This window comes from Xanthomonas sp. SHU 308 (assembly GCF_000364645.1).
In the GTDB taxonomy this organism is placed as follows: domain Bacteria; phylum Pseudomonadota; class Gammaproteobacteria; order Xanthomonadales; family Xanthomonadaceae; genus Xanthomonas_A; species Xanthomonas_A sontii.
In genome coordinates this window covers 1-1,053 of the sequence record NZ_AQOK01000587.1, presented here as the reverse complement: position 1 = coordinate 1,053, position 1,053 = coordinate 1, and the positions used below count along the sequence as shown (strand labels likewise).

Sequence of the window (1,053 nt, the reverse complement as noted above, 5' to 3'; positions counted from 1 at the left end):
TGGGCGCTCCAGGGCACGCGCGCCAGTGGCGCGCAAGCCGTGCCCAGTCGCCCCAGTGGGAGAGGGGCTCAGGATCAGGCACCCAAGGCGTCGGGCAGCAACGCGTCGACGAAGGCTTCGGCGTCGAACACGCGCAGGTCTTCGGGACGCTCGCCGATGCCGGCAAAGCGGATCGGGATGCCGAATTCGCGGGCCAGGGCGAACACCACGCCGCCCTTGGCGGTGCCGTCGAGCTTGGTCACCACCAGACCGGTGACGCCGACCGCGGCGTGGAACTGGCGCAGCTGCGACAGCGCGTTCTGGCCGGTGGTGCCGTCGATGACCATCAGCACCTCGTGCGGCGCGCTGGGGTCGAGCTTGCCGAGCACGCGGCGGATCTTGCCCAGCTCGTTCATCAGCCCGGTCTGGGTGTGCAGGCGGCCGGCGGTGTCGGCGATCAGCACCTCGGTGCCGCGCGCCTTGCCGGCCTGCAGCGCATCGAAGGCCACCGAGGCGGCGTCGGCGTTCTGGCCCTGCGCGATCACGCTCACGCCGTTGCGCTCGCCCCAGGCCTGCAACTGCGCTACCGCGGCGGCGCGGAAGGTGTCGCCGGCGGCCAGCATCAGGTTGTGGCCCTCGTCCTTGAAGCGCTTGGCCAGCTTGCCGATGGTGGTGGTCTTGCCGACGCCGTTGACGCCGACGGTCAGCACCACGAAGGGCTTTGCATTGCGGTCGATCTGCAGCGGCTTGGCCACCGGCTGCAGGATCGCCAGCAGGTCGGCGCGCAGCGCCTGCTGCAGCGCCCTGGCATCGGCGAACTCGCGCGCCTTCATGCGCTTGCGCAGGCTCTCGATCAGCGCGGTGGTGGCCGGGATGCCGACGTCGGCGGTGATCAGCGCGGTCTCGATCTCATCGAGCAGGTCGTCGTCGAGCTTGGGATTGCGCGAGAACAGGCTGCCGACGCTGCGCGCGAAGCTGCTGTTGCGCAGACGCTCGCGCCAGCCGGGCTTGCCGGCCGGCGCGGCGGGCAGCGCGTCGCTGCGCACCAGGTCGGCGTCGGCGGCGGGCACGGAC

Annotated in this window: 1 protein-coding gene; it reads right to left on the bottom strand. The window is 71.6% G+C overall.

All coding sequences use genetic code 11. From position 1 onward, the window contains the following. Positions 1-74: 74 nt before the first annotated feature. Positions 75-1,053, bottom strand: a 979-nt coding sequence (ftsY, locus tag D588_RS0116935; protein WP_017916825.1) for a signal recognition particle-docking protein FtsY, incomplete at its 5' end; no start/stop codon positions are given.